This is a genomic window from Streptomyces sp. NPDC055749, assembly GCF_053617235.1.
The window spans coordinates 124,703-142,519 of record NZ_JBSHFH010000010.1 but is presented as its reverse complement, the minus strand read 5'-3'; the positions used below and the strand labels follow the sequence as shown (position 1 = coordinate 142,519).

At 70.1% G+C, this 17,817-nt stretch carries 14 protein-coding genes; 8 read left to right on the top strand and 6 right to left on the bottom strand.

Annotated features, from left to right (window positions below; genetic code table 11):
- Nucleotides 1-24: 24 nt before the first annotated feature.
- Nucleotides 25-1,044, top strand: coding sequence for a bile acid:sodium symporter family protein (locus tag ACWGO0_RS10480; protein ID WP_453531044.1), 1,020 nt, complete (start codon nt 25-27; stop codon nt 1,042-1,044).
- Nucleotides 1,045-1,173: 129 nt separating this feature from the next.
- Here ACWGO0_RS10480 and fdhD read toward each other — a convergent pair whose 3' ends face one another.
- Genes fdhD through ACWGO0_RS10455 form a run of 5 tightly spaced genes read right to left on the bottom strand, consistent with a single transcriptional unit; the run spans nt 1,174 to nt 7,676 of the window.
- Nucleotides 1,174-2,022, bottom strand: coding sequence for a formate dehydrogenase accessory sulfurtransferase FdhD (fdhD, locus tag ACWGO0_RS10475; RefSeq protein WP_453531041.1), 849 nt, complete (start codon nt 2,020-2,022; stop codon nt 1,174-1,176).
- Nucleotides 2,023-2,027: 5 nt separating this feature from the next.
- Nucleotides 2,028-2,888, bottom strand: coding sequence for a 2Fe-2S iron-sulfur cluster-binding protein (locus tag ACWGO0_RS10470; protein WP_453531039.1), 861 nt, complete (start codon nt 2,886-2,888; stop codon nt 2,028-2,030).
- Nucleotides 2,885-4,735: an NAD(P)H-dependent oxidoreductase subunit E gene (locus ACWGO0_RS10465; protein WP_453531036.1), complete on the bottom strand. Its 1,851-nt coding sequence runs from the start codon at nt 4,733-4,735 to the stop codon at nt 2,885-2,887. Before ACWGO0_RS10465 ends, ACWGO0_RS10470 begins: the two co-directional genes overlap by 4 nt.
- Complete coding sequence (locus tag ACWGO0_RS10460) at nt 4,726-6,690, bottom strand: molybdopterin oxidoreductase family protein (protein ID WP_453531033.1); 1,965 nt, start codon at nt 6,688-6,690, stop codon at nt 4,726-4,728. Before ACWGO0_RS10460 ends, ACWGO0_RS10465 begins: the two co-directional genes overlap by 10 nt.
- Nucleotides 6,687-7,676 (bottom strand): 2-dehydropantoate 2-reductase, encoded by a 990-nt coding sequence (locus ACWGO0_RS10455; protein WP_453531030.1) that lies wholly within the window; start codon nt 7,674-7,676, stop codon nt 6,687-6,689. The genes ACWGO0_RS10460 and ACWGO0_RS10455 overlap by 4 nt, the downstream gene beginning before the upstream one ends.
- Before the next feature lie 214 nt (nt 7,677-7,890).
- Between ACWGO0_RS10455 and ACWGO0_RS10450 the strand changes: the two genes are divergently transcribed.
- On the top strand, nt 7,891-8,841 hold the full coding sequence (locus ACWGO0_RS10450) for a beta-ketoacyl-ACP synthase III (protein WP_453531027.1): 951 nt from the start codon (nt 7,891-7,893) through the stop codon (nt 8,839-8,841).
- Nucleotides 8,842-8,905: 64 nt separating this feature from the next.
- A complete protein-coding gene (locus tag ACWGO0_RS10445) occupies nt 8,906-9,583 on the top strand; it encodes a GntR family transcriptional regulator (protein ID WP_453531024.1) in 678 nt (225 codons plus the stop codon).
- A gap of 87 nt (nt 9,584-9,670) precedes the next feature.
- Here the strand turns inward: ACWGO0_RS10445 and ACWGO0_RS10440 are convergent, their stop codons facing one another.
- Complete coding sequence (locus tag ACWGO0_RS10440; RefSeq protein ID WP_453531021.1) at nt 9,671-11,245, bottom strand: right-handed parallel beta-helix repeat-containing protein; 1,575 nt, start codon at nt 11,243-11,245, stop codon at nt 9,671-9,673.
- 247 nt (nt 11,246-11,492) lie between these two features.
- Between ACWGO0_RS10440 and ACWGO0_RS10435 the strand changes: the two genes are divergently transcribed.
- The 5 genes from ACWGO0_RS10435 (at nt 11,493) to ACWGO0_RS10415 (ending at nt 17,813) form a co-directional block, all read left to right on the top strand.
- On the top strand, nt 11,493-12,674 hold the full coding sequence (locus ACWGO0_RS10435) for an ROK family protein (protein ID WP_453531018.1): 1,182 nt from the start codon (nt 11,493-11,495) through the stop codon (nt 12,672-12,674).
- 176 nt (nt 12,675-12,850) lie between these two features.
- Nucleotides 12,851-14,347, top strand: coding sequence for a sugar ABC transporter ATP-binding protein (locus ACWGO0_RS10430; protein ID WP_453531167.1), 1,497 nt, complete (start codon nt 12,851-12,853; stop codon nt 14,345-14,347).
- Nucleotides 14,344-15,393, top strand: a complete 1,050-nt coding sequence (locus ACWGO0_RS10425) for an ABC transporter permease (RefSeq protein WP_453531015.1) — start codon at nt 14,344-14,346, stop codon at nt 15,391-15,393. The genes ACWGO0_RS10430 and ACWGO0_RS10425 overlap by 4 nt, the downstream gene beginning before the upstream one ends.
- Before the next feature lie 78 nt (nt 15,394-15,471).
- Nucleotides 15,472-16,509 carry a substrate-binding domain-containing protein gene (locus ACWGO0_RS10420; RefSeq protein ID WP_453531012.1) on the top strand — a complete coding sequence of 346 codons (1,038 nt, stop codon included), beginning with the start codon at nt 15,472-15,474 and terminating at the stop codon, nt 16,507-16,509.
- A 71-nt stretch (nt 16,510-16,580) separates the two neighbouring features.
- Complete coding sequence (locus tag ACWGO0_RS10415; RefSeq protein WP_453531010.1) at nt 16,581-17,813, top strand: Gfo/Idh/MocA family protein; 1,233 nt, start codon at nt 16,581-16,583, stop codon at nt 17,811-17,813.
- Nucleotides 17,814-17,817: the final 4 nt, after the last annotated feature.

Below are 17,817 nucleotides of genomic sequence, written 5' to 3'. Positions count from 1 at the left end.
CTGACCGAGAGACACGTGGAGCACATGAGCCGCCGCACACCGAAGCTGCCGTCCTGGCTGCCGATCGACCCGTACATCCTGGCGCTGATCGGCACGGTCGTGCTGGCGGCGCTGCTGCCCGCATCGGGAACCGCAGCGGACGTGGCGGGCGGGGCCTCCACCGGGGCGGTCGCCCTTCTGTTCTTCCTCTACGGAGCCCGGCTCTCCACCGCCGAAGCGCTCGAAGGACTGAAGCACTGGCGCCTCCACCTCACGGTCCTGGCCTGCACGTTCGTGGCGTTCCCACTGCTCGGACTGGCGAGCGGGGGACTCGTCCCGCACGTGCTGACGCCCCAGCTCCAGGAGGGCCTGCTCTTCCTCTGCCTGGTCCCCTCGACCATTCAGTCCTCGATCGCCTTCACCTCGATCGCCCGCGGCAACGTGCCCGCGGCGATCTGCGCGGGCTCCTTCTCCAGCCTCGCCGGGATTCTCCTCACCCCGCTGCTCGCCGGCCTGCTGATCAGCGGCAGCGGCAGCGGATTCTCGGCCGACGGCCTGCTGAAGATCGTGCTCCAGCTGCTGGTGCCGTTCCTCGCAGGGCAGGTGCTGCGCCGCTGGATCGGCGGCTTCCTCGCCCGGCACAAGCAGGTCCTCGGGTACGTCGACCGCGGGTCGATCCTGCTGGTCGTCTACACGGCGTTCAGCGAGGGCATGGTCGCCGGCATCTGGCACCAGGTCACCCCGGTACGCCTCGGCGCGCTCCTCGCCACCGAAGCGGTGCTTCTCGCGCTGATGCTCACGCTGAGCTGGTACGGGGCGAAGCGGCTCGGGTTCGACCGGGGGGACCGCATCGCCATCCAGTTCGCAGGGTCGAAGAAGAGCCTGGCCGCCGGACTGCCGATGGCGAGCGTCCTGTTCGGTGCGCACGCGAGCCTCGCGGTGCTGCCGCTGATGCTCTTCCACCAGATGCAGCTGATGGTCTGCGCGGTGATCGCGAAACGACGCGCACGCGATCCGCTGCCGACGAGCCCGGCCGTGTCACAGGAGGCCGTTGTGGTGGGGTGATCCCCAGGACGGCACAGGACGGCACGGGACGGCATGCATGAGCCCGTCCGGCGGGCAGGAGGGACCGGCCGGCGCAGGGGGCGCTCCCCGCCGGCCGGACCCCTGACCCGTGCAGCGGGCGGGGCCGCCTCAGCCCTTGCCGGCCGTCGCCTCAAGGGCGATGCGGTGCTCACCCGCGTACACGTTCATGGACGGACCCCGGAGAAAGCCGACCAGGGTCAGTCCGGTCTCGGCCGCCAGATCCACGGCCAGCGACGAAGGCGCCGAGACGGCCGCGAGCATCGGGATGCCGGCCATCACCGCCTTCTGCGCCAGCTCGAACGACGCCCGCCCGGACACCAGCAGGATCGCCCGTGAGAGCGGCAGCCGGTCGTCGGTGAGGGCCCGGCCGACGAGCTTGTCGACCGCGTTGTGCCGGCCGACGTCCTCCCGGATGTCGAGCAGTTCGCCCGCCTCCGAGAACAACGCCGCCGCGTGCAGACCCCCGGTCCGGTCGAACACCCGTTGTGCCTCGCGCAACCGGTCGGGGAGGCCGGCGAGGAGTTCGGGTGTCACCCGGACCGGGGGAGTATCGGCGACGGGATGACGGGTCGTGGTGCGGACGGCGTCGAGGCTCGCCTTTCCGCACAGGCCGCACGACGACGTGGTGTAGACGTTGCGTTCGAGCGTGATGTCGGGGACCACGACGCCCGGCGCGAGTCGCACGTCGACCACGTTGTACGAGTTGACTCCGTCGGCCGTCGCTCCGGCGCAGTACACGATCGACTGCACCTCGGAGCCCTCACCGAGCACGCCCTCGCTCACCAGGAAGCCCGCCGCCAGCGCGAAGTCGTCGCCCGGGGTGCGCATCGTGATGGCTAGCGGCTTGCCGTTCAGCCGGATCTCCAGCGGCTCCTCGGCGACCAGTGTGTCCGGGCGGGTGGTGACCGCCCCGTCCCGGATGCGGATGGTGCGGCGGCGCTCGGTGACCCGTCCCATGGCGGTTAAACCCGATTCTGTACGTGTTGGTAGCCGAAGCGGCCCTTGATGCAGAGGTTGCCGTGGGTCACCGGGTTGTCGTGCGGCGAGGTGACCTTGACGATCTCATTGTCCTGCACATGGAGCGTGACGTTGCAGCCGACGCCGCAGTACGCGCAGACGGTGGTGGTCTCGGTCTGGGCCGGTTCGTCCCAGGTACCGGCCGCGCGCATGTCGAACTCGCTCTTGAAGGAGAGCGCCCCGGTGGGGCACACCTCGATGCAGTTGCCGCAGTAGACGCACGCCGAATCGGTCAGCGGGGCGTCGTGCTCGGTGGAGATACGGGCGTCGAAGCCGCGCCCCGCCACGGCGATGGCGAAGGTGTTCTGCCACTGCTCGCCGCAGGCGTCCACGCACTTGTAGCAGAGGATGCACTTGTCGTAGTCGCGGACGTAGAGGTCGTTGTCGACCTTGGGTTCCTCGTTGACCCGGGCCGCGTCCGGACCGAAACGGTCCGGCTTCGCCTCGTACTCCTTGATCCATTCCGCCGCGCGGGGCGTCGTGGACAGGTCCGTGGACGAGGCGAGCAGTTCCAGGACCACCTTGCGGCTGTGCCTGGCCCGGTCGGTGTCCGTCAGCACCGTCATGCCCGCTTCCGCCCGCCGTGAGCACGCCGGTGCGAGGGTGCGGGCCCCCTCCACCTCGACGACGCACACCCGGCAGGCGTTCTTGGGTGTGAGCGTGTCGCCCTGGCAGAGGGTCGGGATGTCCTTGCCCGCGGCCCGGCAGGCGTCCAGGATCGTCGAACCCTCCGGGACCCGGGTCTCCTGCCCGTCCAGGGTGAACTCGATCAGACGGCGCGGCAGTTGGAGCGGAACAGCGGTCACTTGTAGACCCCCAGACGGTCGATGGCGGACTCCACGGCGTTCCAGGCGGTCTGACCCAGACCGCAGATCGAGGCGTCCCGCATGGCCTCGCCCACCTCTCTCATGAGCGCGATGTCCTCGGCGGCCCCGGCGCCGGTCCGGTCCACGATCCGGTGCAGCGCCTCCTCCTGGCGGACGGTGCCCACCCGGCACGGCACGCACTGCCCGCACGACTCGTCGCGGAAGAACTCCGCGATCCGCAGCAGGATGCGCGGCAGTTCGACGGAGTCGTCCAGGACCAGCACGACACCCGAACCGAGGGTCGTGCCCGCCGCCCGTGTCCCCTCGAAGGTCAGCGGGATGTCCAGCTCGTCGGGGCGTACGAAGCCGCCGGCCGCGCCGCCGAGCAGTACCGCCCGCAGGTTCCGGGCGGGGCCCGCGAGGTCGAGCAGCTCCCGCAGGTTCGCGCCGAAGGGCAGCTCGTAGATGCCGGGACGGTCCACCTGTCCCGAAACGCAGAACAGCTTGGTGCCGGTCGACGAACCGGTGCCCGTCGCCGCGTAGGCGGCGGCTCCGTGCTCCAGGATCGGCAGGACGTTGACCAGCGTCTCGACGTTGTTGACGGCGGTCGGTTTGCCGAACAGGCCCTTCTCCACCGGGAACGGCGGTTTGGACCGCGGTTCGCCGCGCTGCCCCTCGATCGAGTTGAAGATCGCGGTCTCCTCACCGCAGATGTACGCGCCCGCCCCGCGCCGGATCTCGATGTCGAAGGCGTACCCCTGCCCGAGGACGTCAGGACCCAGCAGGCCGCGGGCGCGGGCGGCCGATATCGCGTTGCTCAGCCGTTCGTACGCGCGCGGGTACTCGCCACGCAGGTAGAGGTAGCCCCGCTCGGCGCCGATGGCGTACCCGGCGACGGTCATCGCCTCGATCAGAGCGAACGGGTCACCCTCCATCAGGACGCGGTCCTTGAACGTGCCCGGTTCGCTCTCGTCGGCGTTGCAGACCAGGTAGTGCGGGCCGTCGGCCTGCTGGGCGGTGGCCTGCCACTTGCGCCCGGTGGGGAACGCGGCGCCGCCCCTGCCGACCAGGCCCGCGTCCAGCACTTCGCGGATCACTGCGGCGGGCCCGAGGGTGAACGCCCGGCGCAGGGCGGTGTATCCGCCGGTGGCCCGATAGTCGTCCAGGGAGGTGGGGTCGACCGTGCCGATGCGCTTGAGGAGGACGAGGTCCGGGGATCCGGCCTGGGGGACGGCGGATTCGGCGGGGGGTTCGGTGGGGGCGGATTCGGGGGAGCGGGCGGCTGCGGCGATGGCGGGTGCGGTGGCGGGGGCGATGACCGCGTGGCGGTCCTGGAGCATCGGAGGGCCCGCCTGGAGCAGCAGCGCCGCCGGGGCCCTCTCGCACAGGCCCAGGCAGGGGCTCTCCTGCCAGACCGCACCCTCCACCGGAGTGCCCGGCTCGCCCAGCTCCGACCGCAGACTCGCGCACAGTGCCCCCGAGCCGCGGGCCGCGCAGGCCAGGTCCGTGCAGACGTGCAGGACCTTCGCCGGGCGGGGCTTCACCGAGAACATGGAGTAGAACGTCGCCACTCCGTACGCCTCCGCCGGAGCCACCGTCAGCCGTCGGCAGATGTAGTCCAGCGCCCCTTCGCTGATCCACCCCACGCGGTCGTTCACCGCGTGCAGGGCGGGCAGGAGCTGGTCGCGCCGGTCCTTGGCGGCCGAGGCGCCGCCTGTCGCCCAGCGCAGATCCTCGTCGGTGCGTTCGGCGGCCCCCTCCCAGCCGGAGGGCGGGGGACCGAGCAGTGCGTCCACGGCCGCGCGCTCGGCATCGGACGGTGCGGCACCGGTGAATCTCAGGTCCATGCGGGCACCAGCTTCTCTATCCGTACGGCGGACGCCTTGAACTCGGCGGTGCCGGCGATCGGGCAGTTCGCCTCGATCGTCAGCTGGTTGGTGTCGACCTCGTCAGGGAAGTGCATCGTCATGAAGGCCAGTCCGGGCCGCAGCCCGTGGTCGATCCACACGGGCGCGGTGACACTGCCCCGCCGGGACGAGACCCGTACCCGCTCCTCGCTCGTCACGCCGTACGCCTCGGCGTCCTCCGGGCAGAGCTCGATGTACTCGCCGCGACGCAACGGCGAGGCGTAACTGCCGCTCTGGACACCGGTGTTGTACGAGTCGAGGCGCCGGCCCGTCGTGAGGCGCAGCGGATACGTCTCATCGGTGAGGTCGACCGGCGGATCGTGCGCCACCAGGCCGAAGGGGGCCGCGGGGCCCCGTCGCTCCGGGTCGGTCTCCCACAGCCGGGCGTGCAGGAACGTCGACGGCAGTTTCTCCGTGTCCGGGCAGGGCCACTGGAGCCCCTGGTGCTCGGCCAGCCGGTCGTACGTCATGCCGAAGTGGTCGGGGGACAGGGCCCGGAGCTCGTTCCACACGGTCTCGGAGTCGGCGAACTTCCAGTCGTGTCCCAGTCGTTCGGCCAGTGCGCAGATGATGTCGATGTCCTCGCGGGCCTCGCCCGGGGGGACCAGGGCCGCCCGGACCCGCTGCACGCGCCGTTCGCTGTTGGTCGTCGTGCCGTCCGTCTCCGCCCACGCGGCGGCGGCGGGCAGGACGACATCGGCCATCTCGGCGGTCTTCGTCAGGAAGATGTCCTGCACCACCAGATGGTCGAGCGAGGCGAGGCGGCGCACGGCCTGCTCGCTGTCGGCCTCGGACTGCGCCGGGTTCTCGCCAATGCAGTACACGGCCCGCAGTTCGCGGCTCTCCATCGCCTCGAACATCTCGGTGAGCGTCTTGCCGTACCGGGGCTGGATCACCGTGTCCCAGGACCGCTCGAACTTCCCCCGCGACTCCGGGTCGAGGATGTCCTGGAAGCCGGGCAGTTTGTTCGGGATGGCGCCCATGTCGCCGCCGCCCTGCACGTTGTTCTGGCCGCGCAGCGGCTGCACCCCGGAGCCGTACCGTCCGACATGGCCGGTGAGCATCGACAGGTTGATGAGCGCACGGACGTTGTCGGTGCCGTTGTGGTGCTCCGTGATGCCCAAGGTCCAGCACAGCTGGGCGCGTTCGGCGGTGGCGTAGGCGTGTGCCAGGTCCCGGATCGCCTCGGCGGGGACTCCGGTCACCTTCTCCGCCGCGCTCGTCGTCCAGGGTTCGACGAGCGCCGCGTACTCCTCGAAACCGGTCGTCGCGCGGTCCACGAAGGCGGTGTTGACGAGTCCCGCGTGGATGATCTCGCGGCCGATGGCGTGCGCCAGGGGGATGTCGGTGCCGACGTTGAGGCCGAGCCAGCTCTCCGCCCACTCGGCGGTCGAGGTGCGGCGCGGGTCGACGGCGTACATCCGGGCCCCGTTGTGGATGCCCTTCAGGACGTGCTGGAAGAAGATCGGGTGCGCGAAGCGGGCGTTGGAGCCCCACATGATGACGAGGTCGGTGTGCTCGACCTCCTCGTACGAGGAGGTGCCGCCGCCCGAGCCGAAGGCGGCCGAGAGGCCGGCGACGCTGGGGGCGTGGCAGGTGCGGTTGCAGGAGTCGACGTTGTTGGTGCCCATCACGACCCGAGTGAACTTCTGGGCCACGTAGTTCATCTCGTTGGTGGCGCGGGCGCAGGAGAGCATCGCGAAGGCATCGGGGCCGTACGCCTCACGGGTCTGCCGGAATCCGGCAGCCGCCCGCGTCAGCGCCTCGTCCCAGCTCGCGCGCCGCAGGCTTCCGCCCTCGTCGCGTACGAGCGGGTGGGTGAGACGTTCGTAACTCTTCGGCTGCCGGCCCTTGCGGCGCCTGCCGTCGTTGCCTGTGGTGCGGCCGTTGTTCATGGTGCGCTCCCTGCTGGGGCCGAGGAGGTGGTGGCGAGGAGGTCGGCGAGCGCGTGCACGGCGCGCAGCGTCGGTACGGGCGTCCCGGCCAGTCCGGCCAGCTCGACGACGGCGGCGAGCAGCACGTCGAGTTCGAGGGGTTTGCCCTTCTCCAGGTCCTGGAGGGTGGAGGTCTTGTGGTCGCCGACGCGCTCCGCGCCCGCGATACGCCGCTCCACGGAGATCGCGGGGTGGCAGCCGAGAGCGGCCGCCACGTCGAGGGTTTCGCGCATCATCGACTCCACGAGCGCGCGGGTGTCCGGATGGCGGCAGATCTGGCCCATCGTGGCTCTGGCCAGCGCGCTGATCGGGTTGAAGGAGATGTTGCCGAGCAGCTTGATCCAGATGTCGTTGCGCAGGTCGGGTTCGACCGGGCATTTGAGTCCACCCGCTACCATGGCCTCGCTGAAGTCGAGACAGCGCCGCGAGACGGAGCGGTCCGGTTCGCCGATGGAGAACCGGGTGCCTTCGAGATGGCGCACGACGCCGGGTGCCTCGATCTCCGTCGCGGCGTAGACGACGCACCCGATGGCGCGCTCGGGCGGCAGGGTTGCGCTGACCGCACCGGCCGGGTCGACGCTGTCGAGTCGGCGCCCGGTGTGCGGTCCCGTGAGGCCGTGGAAGTACCACCAGGGAATGCCGTTCTGCGCGGCGATCACGGCGGTGCGGTCGTGCATCAGCGGATGGACCAAGGGGCCCGAAACCGCGTACGAGTTGGCCTTGAGGCCGAGGAACACATAGTCGACGGGTCCGACCTCCGAAGGATCGTCGGTGGCCGCGGGGCGCGCGGTGAAGTCGCCGCGTGGACTGAGGACGCGCACACCGTCGCGGCGCATGGCCGCCAGGTGCGGACCTCGGGCGATGAGATGGACCTCGGCGCCGGCTCTGTGGAGCGCGGCCCCTACATAGGCGCCGATGGCTCCGGCACCGACAACTGCGACTTTCACGGGGCTCTCCGTTCGGTGAGAGGACCGAGCGAGGGTGTCAAGTCGACAGAATATTGTCTACAGTATGCCGTCTGGGGGGTCAAGACTGTAGTCACGGCTGTTGTCAAGGCTCCAAGCCTCGGCCCGGAATCCTGTGGGGTTACGTGTCCCCGTACCGGGCAGTAGCGACCAAGACTGGATGGTTCCTGCCATACGTAGCGAGGGGAACCCGTACATGACCGGCTCACGTGTCGTGGCGCTCGGCCACTATCAGCCCGCCAAGGTGCTCACCAATCACGATCTGGCCGCCATGGTGGACACCAGTGACGAGTGGATCACCAGCCGCGTCGGCATCAAGACCCGTCACGTGGGTGGTCCCGACGAGCCGGTGGACGAGATGGCCGCACACGCGGGAGCCAAGGCGCTGGCCGCCGCCGGCCTGCAGCCCTCGGACATCGACATGGTCCTCGTGGCGACCTCCACCGCCATCGACCGCTCGCCGAGCATGTCGGCGCGGGTCGCGGCACGGCTCGGTATGGGCTCGCCCGCGGTGATGGACATCAACGTGGTCTGCTCCGGGTTCACGCACGCCCTCGCGACCGCGGACCACGCGATCCGGGCAGAGGCCGCCACACGCGTCCTGGTCATCGGCGCCGACAAGATGGCCGACATCGCCGACTGGACCGACCGCACCACCTGCGTCCTGCTCGGTGACGGCGCGGGCGCCGCGGTCGTCGTCGCGGACACCGGTGCCGACGAGCAGCCCGGGATCGGTCCTGTCCTCTGGGGCTCGGTGCCCGGCATGGGCAACGCGGTGCGCATCGAGGGCACGCCCCCGCGCTTCGCCCAGGAGGGACAGTCGGTCTACCGCTGGGCCACCACGCAGCTGCCGCCGATTGCTCGCAAGGTGTGCGAAAAGGCAGGTATCGCCCCCGAGGACCTCGCCGCGGTGGTGCTGCATCAAGCCAATTTGAGGATCATCGAACCGGTCGCGAAGAAGATCGGCGCGGTCAACGCGATCATCGCCCGGGATGTGGTGGATTCCGGCAATACATCCGCCGCTTCCATCCCGATGGCGCTGTCCAAACTGGTGGAGCGCGGGGAGATCGAGAGCGGTGCTCCGGTGCTGCTTTTCGGCTTCGGCGGCAATCTCTCGTACGCCGGTCAAGTGATCCGCTGTCCCTGACCCGCATTGTGCTCGGTAGACTGTAGACGATAAGCAATTGCTCGTCGCCTGGAGGGGGACCGCGATGTTGTCCACAGGACTGCCGCAAGGGGCTGTGCCGAGGCTGGAACGGCCCGGCCCGCTGCGCGAGCGCGTCTACGAGGCGCTGCTCGAACTGATCACCACGCGAGCACTGCGACCCGGCCAGCATCTGGTCGAGAGCGAACTCGCGGGGCATCTCGGGGTGTCCAGGCAGCCGGTGCGCGAAGCGCTCCAGCGGCTGAACACCGAGGGCTGGGTCGACCTGCGTCCCGCGCAGGGCGCCTTCGTCCACGAGCCCACCGAGCAGGAGGCGGACCAGCTGCTCTCGGTCCGGACGCTCCTGGAGGCCGAGGCGGCCAGGCTCGCCGCGGCCAACTCGGGCACCGCGGGCATCGCGGCGCTCGAAGAGCTCTGCGCCAGGGGCGAGCAGGCCGTCGCCGGAGACGACGTGGACCTGGCGGTTGCCACCAACGCCGCGTTCCACGCCAAGGTCATGGAGCTGGCCGGCAATGTCGTCCTCGCCGAACTGGCGGGACAGGTGGACCGCAGGGTCCGCTGGTACTACACGCCGGTGGCCCGCCAGCGCGGTACCCAGTCGTGGATCGAGCACCGCGAACTGATCGCGGCGATCTCCACACGGGACGAGCAGCGGGCCACAGAGGTCATGCGCGCGCACACGGAGCACACGCGCGAGACGTACCACCGGCGCGAAGAGGCGTAACGAAGAAAGCTGATCCGGCCCGCCGTGCGGGCCGGACCGCACCGATGGGGGCGGCAGGATCACCCGGCGCCCCCATCGGCGCGCCGCTCAGCCGGTGAGGCCGACCGGTGTGGGCAGGGGCCCGGTGATTCCGGCGCCGTTGTACGCGCCGACGTTGGGGGCGGAGCCCGGTGTGATCGGGTTGCCGGAGTAGTCGCGGTCCCCGGCGTCCGCGAGGGCGATGCCGGCGCCGATCGCGGGGGAGTCGGCGTGCAGTGCGTACGCCGCACCGGCGTCCGCCGACGAGGTGGCCGTGCCGCGGCCGACGATCAGCGGGTCGGCCGTACTGCCGCCCGGGTTGGCGGGGGCGCCGGTGATGTTGCGCAGGGTGTTGTGGGACGCCGTGACCGCGCCGGAGCGGAGGCTGAAGCCGGCGGTGCCCGCCCCCTCCTTGACGACCAGGTTGTTCCGGAAGGCGATCTGGTGCTTGTTGGTGGTGTTCTCGTTCACCACGGTCTGGCTGATGCCCGGGCCGATGTAGATCGTGTTGTTCAGGAAGCGGACGTCGTCGAAGGAGCCCGAGCACGTCTCGATGCCCCGGAAGCGGTCGTTCTGGCTGATGTTGTGCCGGATCACCGCATCGCCGAGATGGCCGCCCGCCGTGCAGACGAGGAAGAACCCGCCGGCGTTGTCGTGGCTGTAGTTGTACTGGAACACCGTGCCGTACGAGCCCTCGTCGACGTCGTACGCCATGCCGTCCCGGGTGGTCTCGCCGCCGGAGACGTCGTTGTGCTGGAACACGGTGTTGTCGGCGTTCCACGGCCAGATGCCCGCGTTGTACCCGGCGGAGCGGCGCTGGAAGCCGCGGACCGTGTTCCGCTCGACGAGCGCCCCGTCGGTTGCGGTCATGACGATGCCGTCACCGCCCAGGTCCTCCAGTGTGTTGCCCCGTACGACCACGCGCGTGGCGGGAATCCAGCGAGGGCCCGCCGGGTCGTAGTCGGTGATCGCGGGACGGTTGTTCCAACTGGACGCGAAGTAGATGCCCTCGCGGTCCACCGTCCTCAGCGTGTTGCCCTCGACCCGAACGTCGTCGAACCTCGTCTCCACCGCGGACCCGGTGACGGAGAAGAGGATGCCCGCGGAGCCGCCGGTGTGCTTCGTGTCGTCACCGAGGACGTCGTGGATGTCGAGGCCGGTCAGCCGGTAGTGGGAACCCGTGCCGTAGTCGTCGAGCACCACATGGACACCGCGCTTGTTCCGGCCCGGCGCACCCGCGTTGGTGATCTCCAGGCCGGAGACCTCGATCCACTCGGTGTTGCGCAGCAGTACGGCGTCCGGCGCACCGGCGCCGTCGATCACCGGCTTGGCGCCCGTACCGTAGGCGCCGATCGTCAGGGGGTTGCCCTCCGCGCCGGCCCCACGCGGTGCCAGGGTTCCGGTGCACCGGGAGCCGCGGGCGAACAGGACCTTGTCACCGGCCTTCAGCGGCAGGGAGTTGACCTGCTTCAGGCTGTTCCAGGGACGGTCGGCCGAACCGTTGCGGTGACCGTCCGCCGTCCGGCAGTCGACGTGGTGGACCGTGCGTCCTTCACCGTGCGCGGCAGCCGCGGGCGCCGCGGTGCCGAGAGTGAGCAGGACGCACAGTGCGGTGAGTTCCCTGATACGGCGATGTCCGATCACGATCCTCAGCTCCTTCATGGGTATCTCTGACGCGGGGTCGGATGACGGCGGCCAGTCTGCGCATATCGCCCCGCCGGTCGGCCATGGACGCGATCAAGGGGCTGCATGGACTTTCCTTTGTCCTGGGTGTGGAGAAAGTTGGAGCGGATTCCTGCGCAACTTCTTCCCACTCCGGGAAAGCGCTGCTACGTTCCCCTCCAAAGCCCGACGGACTGTCCGATGTGGCGGGGAGGGACGTGTGAGACGAATGACGGCTCGACCCGCGAACGCGCATCAGGCGCGGCTGCTGCGGCTGTTGCGCGACGGCGGCCCCAACTCCCGTGCGCAGCTGGGGGACGAGGTCGACCTCTCGCGCTCCAAGCTCGCCGTCGAGGTGGACCGGCTGCTGGAGACCGGCCTGGTCGTGGCCGACGGGCTCGCCGCCTCGCGCGGCGGACGCCGTTCCCACAACATCCGGCTCGCTCCCGCACTGCGGTTCCTCGGTGTCGACATCGGCGCCACGTCTATCGATGTGGCCGTCACCAACGCCGAGTTGGAGGTCCTCGGGCACCTCAACCACCCCATGGACGTACGCGAGGGTCCCGTCGCCGTCTTCGAGCAGGTGCTGTCGATGGCGGCCAAGCTCCGGGCCTCCGGCCTCGCCGAGGGCTTCGACGGCGCGGGTATCGGCGTACCGGGTCCCGTCCGCTTTCCCGAAGGCGTGCCGGTCGCGCCGCCGATCATGCCCGGCTGGGACGGGTTCCCGGTCCGCGAGGCGCTCAGCCAGGAGCTGGGCTGCCCCGTCATGGTCGACAACGACGTGAACCTCATGGCGATGGGTGAGCAGCACGCGGGCGTCGCACGCTCCGTGGGCGACTTCCTCTGCGTCAAGATCGGTACGGGCATCGGCTGCGGCATCGTCGTCGGCGGCGAGGTCTACCGCGGTACGACCGGCAGCGCCGGAGACATCGGGCACATCCAGGTGGAACCGGACGGCCGGGCCTGCGCCTGCGGCAACCGGGGCTGTCTGGAAGCCCACTTCAGCGGCGCGGCGCTCGCCCGCGACGCCGAGGACGCGGCGCGCTCCGGGCGGTCGGCGGAGCTCGCGGCCCGGCTGGAAGCGGCCGGGAGGCTCAACGCCATCGACGTGGCCGCCGCCGCCGCGGCCGGTGACGCCGCCGCACTCGACCTGATCCGCGAAGGCGGCAACCGGGTCGGCCAGGTCATCGCCGGACTCGTCAGCTTCTTCAACCCGGGCCTGGTGGTGATCGGCGGCGGTGTGACCGGCCTCGGCCACAACCTCCTCGCCAGTGTCCGGACCCAGGTGTACCGGCAGTCCCTGCCGCTCGCCACCGGCAACCTCCCCATCGTCCTGGGGGAGTTGGGACCGGCCGCCGGAGTCATCGGCGCCGCCCGGCTCATCAGCGACCACCTGTTCTCACCGGCCTGAACCTCGGTCCGGTCAGCACCACGGCACAGCACGCACGTCCCGCACATCCCGCACCACGGCACGTCCAGCACCACAGCACCGCCCGCACCTCGCCCTGCCCGCTCACCGGTCCCGCACCGAGGGGATTTGTCATGGCACCAGAACCGGCACCAGTGCCGGAACCACCCCTGCTCACCATGTCCGGCATCACCAAGTCCTTCCCCGGTGTCCGCGCCCTCGACGGCGTGGACCTGGAGGTACAGGCAGGCGAAGTCCACTGTCTCCTCGGGCAGAACGGCGCCGGCAAGTCCACCCTGATCAAGGTGCTGGCCGGCGCCCACCAACCCGACGACGGCGAGATCACCTGGCGCGGCGCACCCGTCGCGCTCAAGTCGCCCATCGCCGCGATGCGCCTCGGGATCGCCACCATCTACCAGGAACTCGACCTGGTCGAGGGCCTGTCGGTCGCCGAGAACATCTTCCTCGGCCACGAGCCGACGACCGCGGGCTTCGTCGTCCGCACCCGCGAGGCCCGCACGGCGGCAGGCGACCACCTCAAGCGCCTCGGCCACCCGGAGATCGACCCGGCCCGCGCGGTCGGTGAACTCTCCGCAGCCCAGCAGCAGATCGTCTCGATGGCACGGGCGCTCTCCCACGACGTACGGCTCATCGTGATGGACGAGCCCTCGGCCGCCCTCGACCCCGACGAGGTCGACAACCTCTTCCGTATCGTCGACGGGCTCACCGCCGAGGGTGTCGCCGTCGTCTACATCTCCCACCGGCTGGAGGAGATCCGCCGGATCGGCGACCGGGTGACCGTACTGAAGGACGGCCGGGCCGTCGCCGTGGGGCTCGATGCCAAGACCACGCCGACGCGCGACATCGTTGCCATGATGACCGGACGCAACGTCGAGTACGTCTTCCCGGAGAAGACGGCCACGGCGGAGCGCGCCGCCGCACAGCCCGTGCTCACGGTCGAAGGGCTGTCCAGGAAGGGCGAGTTCGAACCGCTCGACCTCGAACTGCGGCCGGGCGAGATCGTCGGCCTCGCAGGACTCGTCGGCTCCGGCCGCTCCGAGATCCTGGAGACCGTCTTCGGTGCGCGCAGGCCCACCACAGGACGCGTCACCGTCGACGGAAAGCCGCTCCGCCCCGGCAGCGTCCGTGCCGCGGTGGCCGCCGGAATCGGCCTGGCGCCCGAGGAACGCAAGGCGCAGGCCCTCCTGTTGACGGAATCGGTCACCCGTAACGTCTCCGTCTCCTCGCTCTCCCGCTTCGCCCGCGGCGGCTGGATCGACCGCGGCGCCGAACGGAAGGCGGCCAGGACCGCGACCCGGGAGCTCTCCCTGCGGCCCGACAATCCGGACGCCGCCGTCCGTACGCTCTCCGGCGGCAACCAGCAGAAGGCGGTCCTGGCCCGCTGGCTGCTGCGCGGCTGCCGGGTCCTGCTCCTCGACGAACCCACCCGCGGTGTCGACGTCGGCGCCCGCGCCGAGCTCTACGCCGTGATCCGCCGGCTGGCCGACGACGGCCTCGCCGTTCTGCTCGTCTCCAGCGAGGTACCCGAAGTGCTGGGCCTCGCCGACCGGGTGCTGGTGCTCCGCGAGGGACGCGTCGTGCACACGGCCGACGCCCAGGAGCTCGACGAGCACCGCGTACTCGATCTCGTGATGGAAGGGAGCCCGGCATCATGACGCAGCCCGTCTCATCGGCGCGGCACAACGGGCCGGACAAGGGGGTCCTGACCGGCCCGGCCGACGCACCGCCCTCGAAGGAGAGGGGCCCGCGCGCCTTCGGCCTGCGCGCCGACGTCCGCAACCTGTCGCTGCTCGGCGTACTCGCCGTACTGATCGCCGTCGGCGGCATCACCGAACCCGATGCCTTCCTGGACACCGGCAACCTCCAGCTGATCCTGACGCAGGCATCCGTCATCGGCGTCGTCACCGTCGGCATGACCTTCGTCATCACCAGCGGCGGCATCGATCTGTCGGTCGGCGCGATGGTGGCACTCGCCTCCGTCTGGGCGACGACACTCGCCACCCAGGAGTACGGCTTCGCGGGAATCCTCTTCACCGCCGTGGTCGTCGGACTCGCGGCGGGGCTCGTCAACGGGCTCCTCATCGCGTACGGCGGACTGGTGCCGTTCATCGCGACACTGGCCATGCTCGCCTCGGCCCGTGGACTCGCCCTCCAGATCACCGACGGCAAGACGCAGATCGTCACCGTGCAGTCCGTCCTCGACCTGGGCCTGCCCGACTCCTACATCCTGGGGATTCCGCCCCTGGTCATGGTGTTCGCCGCGGTCACCGTCATCGGCTGGCTGATCCTGAACCGGACGACCTTCGGACGCCGTACGGTCGCGGTCGGCGGCAACGCGGAAGCAGCCCGGCTGGCCGGCATCGACGTACGCCGCCAGCGGCTCTACCTCTACCTGCTCTCCGGACTCTGCTGCGGCATCGCCGCCTTCATGCTGATCATCCTGTCCGGCTCGGGCCAGAACACCAACGGCAACCTCTACGAGCTCGACGCCATCGCCGCGGCCATCATCGGCGGCACCCTCCTCAGCGGCGGGCGCGGCACCATCGTCGGCTCCGTCCTCGGGGTCCTCGTCTTCACCACGATCACCAACATCTTCGCGCTCAACAATCTGCAGAGCGATGTCCAGCAGATCGCCAAGGGCGCGATCATCGTCGCCGCCGTCCTGGTCCAGCGCCGCACGCTGCGCAACGGAGAGACCTGATCGAGACCTGATACAGGGTTCTCCCCACCACCACCCGCTGTTCCGTATGCAACGCACCGGATGAAGGGTTTGACAGCCATGCCAGAAACCAGCCGCAGAGGCCTGCTCTTCGGCACCGCAGCCGTCTCCGCGGGCGCCTTCCTCACCGCCTGCACCAGCAACGAGCCCAAGGAGAAGGCGGTCGCGCAGAGCAATCAGCCCGCCGCCGACGACAAGCCCGGCAAGCCCGTCACCATCGGCTTCGCCGGACCCCAGGCCGACCACGGCTGGCTCAACGCGATCAACGTCAACGCCAAGTCACGGGCGGAGAAGTACTCCGAGGTGACCCTGGAGATCACCGAGGGTTCCAACGACACGGCCGTCCAGATCGGCCAGGTCAAGACCCTCATCAACAAGAAGGTCGACGTCCTCGTCATCCTTCCCGCCGACGGCAAGGCGCTCACCCAGGTGGGCCTCGAAGCGATGAAGGCGGGCATCCCCGTCATCAACCTGGACCGCATCTTCGCCTCCCCGCAGGCGTACCGCTGCTGGGTCGGCGGCGACAACTACGGCATGGGGCTGAACGCCGGCCACTACATCGGCGAGCAGCTCAAGGGGAAGTCGAACGCCAAGGTCGTCGAGCTGGCCGGCATCGACAGCCTGGAACTCACCAAGCAGCGCAGCCAGGGCTTCGCCGACGCGCTGAAGAACTACTCCAACGTCGAGCTGGTGGCCCGTCAGGCGGCCGACTTCACCGTCGAGTCGGGGCAGGCCAAGATGGCCCAGCTCCTCCAGGCGCAGAAGAAGATCGACGCCCTGTGGAACCACGACGACGACCAGGGAGTCGGCGCACTGCGCGCCATCCAGCAGGCGGGCCGCGACGAGTTCGTCATGGTCGGCGGGGCCGGGGCCAAGTCGGCGATGGACGCCATCAAGGCCGACAACAGCGTCCTCAAGGCCACCGTCCTGTACCCGCCGACGATGGCCGCTTCCGCCATCGACCTGGCGCGCGCCCTGGGACAGAGCAAGGGCGTCGGCGGCCTCTCCGAGATGGAGATCCCGACCTCCCTCACCCTCTACTCGGCCGTGGTCACCAAGGAGAACATCGACCAGTACCTGCCGACGGGCTTCAGCTGATCCGGCCGTAGGAGGGAGCTGACCGCCCCTCCTGCCGTGCCCACCGAACGACCGACGAGGAGGAAGCCCGGATGTCCCGTAGGGAAGAGACGGAGCAGGAGGCCGCAGCGCCGCCGACGCAGGCGCCGGAAACGGCGACGCTCGGAGTCGGCATGGTCGGATACGCGTTCATGGGCGCCGCCCACTCACAGGGGTGGCGCACCGCAGGACACGTCTTCGACCTGCCGATGCGGCCGGCTCTCGCCGCGATCTGCGGACGCGACCGGACCGCGGTCGACGCCGCCGCCGCCAGACACGGCTGGGCGGCGGCGGAGACCGACTGGCGCGCCCTGATCGCCAGGGACGACGTGCAGTTGGTTGACATCTGCACCCCTGGTGACAGCCATGCGGAAATCGCCATCGCCGCTCTCGAAGCGGGCAAGCACGTGCTGTGCGAGAAGCCGCTCGCCAACACGGTCGCCGAGGCGGAGGCCATGACGGAGGCCGCGGAACGGGCCGCCGCCCGTGGTCAGATCGCCATAGTGGGCTTCAACTACCGCAAGGTTCCGGCGATCACGTACGCCCGCAAACTGATCGCGGCGGGCCGGCTGGGCACCCTGCGGCACGTACGAGCCACCTACCTCCAGGACTGGCTGGTCGACCCCGAATCGCCGCTCACCTGGCGGCTCAAGCGCGAGCAGGCCGGGTCCGGCGCGCTCGGCGATCTCGGGGCGCACATCGTGGACCTCGCCCAGTACCTGACGGGGGAGCTGCTGGTGGGGGTGTCGGCGGTCAGCGAGACCTTCGTACGGAGCCGGCCCGTGCTCGCCGGTCCCGGCGCCGGTCTCTCGGGCGCAGGGGACGTCACCGTACGGGGGGAGGTCACCGTCGACGACGCGGCCCTGTTCACCGGCCGGCTCGCCTCCGGGGCGCTGGCCTCCTTCGAGGCGACCCGGATGGCGGCGGGCCGCAAGAACGCACTGCGCCTGGAGATCAACGGGGAGCTCGGCTCGCTCGCCTTCGATCTGGAACGGCTCAACGAACTGTCCTTCCACGACCACACCGAACCGGCGGTCAGCGCCGGGTTCCGGCGGATCCTCGTCACCGAACCCGAGCACCCCTATCTGGAGGCGTGGTGGCCGCCGGGCCACGGCCTCGGCTACGAGCACACCTTCGTCCACCAGGCAGCGGACGTGGTCCGCACGATCGCGGCGGGCGCGGCGCCCATGCCGTCGTTCGCCGACGGGCTCCAGGTGCAGCGGGTGCTCGCCGCCGTCGAGGAGAGCGCCGAGAAGAACTCCGTCCACACCCCGGTCCCCTTCTAGGAGG

Coding starts and splice junctions, on each gene's coding strand:
- ACWGO0_RS10480 (WP_453531044.1), top strand. CDS start 25: ATGAGCCGCCGCACACCGAAGCTGCCGTCCTGGCTGCCGATCGACCCG.
- fdhD (WP_453531041.1), bottom strand. CDS start 2,022: ATGGGACGGGTCACCGAGCGCCGCCGCACCATCCGCATCCGGGACGGG.
- ACWGO0_RS10465 (WP_453531036.1), bottom strand. CDS start 4,735: ATGGACCTGAGATTCACCGGTGCCGCACCGTCCGATGCCGAGCGCGCG.
- ACWGO0_RS10460 (WP_453531033.1), bottom strand. CDS start 6,690: ATGAACAACGGCCGCACCACAGGCAACGACGGCAGGCGCCGCAAGGGC.
- ACWGO0_RS10450 (WP_453531027.1), top strand. CDS start 7,891: ATGACCGGCTCACGTGTCGTGGCGCTCGGCCACTATCAGCCCGCCAAG.
- ACWGO0_RS10445 (WP_453531024.1), top strand. CDS start 8,906: ATGTTGTCCACAGGACTGCCGCAAGGGGCTGTGCCGAGGCTGGAACGG.
- ACWGO0_RS10435 (WP_453531018.1), top strand. CDS start 11,493: ATGACGGCTCGACCCGCGAACGCGCATCAGGCGCGGCTGCTGCGGCTG.
- ACWGO0_RS10430 (WP_453531167.1), top strand. CDS start 12,851: ATGTCCGGCATCACCAAGTCCTTCCCCGGTGTCCGCGCCCTCGACGGC.
- ACWGO0_RS10425 (WP_453531015.1), top strand. CDS start 14,344: ATGACGCAGCCCGTCTCATCGGCGCGGCACAACGGGCCGGACAAGGGG.
- ACWGO0_RS10420 (WP_453531012.1), top strand. CDS start 15,472: ATGCCAGAAACCAGCCGCAGAGGCCTGCTCTTCGGCACCGCAGCCGTC.
- ACWGO0_RS10415 (WP_453531010.1), top strand. CDS start 16,581: ATGTCCCGTAGGGAAGAGACGGAGCAGGAGGCCGCAGCGCCGCCGACG.